We start from the raw sequence: 239 nt of genomic DNA on the forward strand, positions 1-239 counted from the left end.
GATGCCGCTCGCCGCGCCGGGGATGAAGACGGTGTTACCGGTGATTCGCATGCCCCGAGTCTTCCGCGCCCCGCGCGGCCCCGCAAGAGAGCGGTTGTCGGGGGACCGCCGATCCCTGGCTGCGCACCGGCGCCCCGCCGATACTGCTCGGGTGGATCGCGTCGCGCTGGCCGACTTCCTGCTCCGGCACCGGGAGGCGCTGCGCCCGGACCGCGTCGTGCTGCCCCCGGGCGCGCGGC

General features: G+C 76.2%; 1 pseudogene. It reads left to right on the forward strand.

Annotated elements, in window-relative coordinates:
- Positions 1-49: 49 nt before the first annotated feature.
- Positions 50-239, forward strand: a pseudogene (locus KVT14_RS22845) (hypothetical protein); the annotation flags it as partial.

The sequence above is a fragment of the Cellulomonas sp. GbtcB1 genome, from assembly GCF_019091725.1.
GTDB lineage: Bacteria > Actinomycetota > Actinomycetes > Actinomycetales > Cellulomonadaceae > Cellulomonas.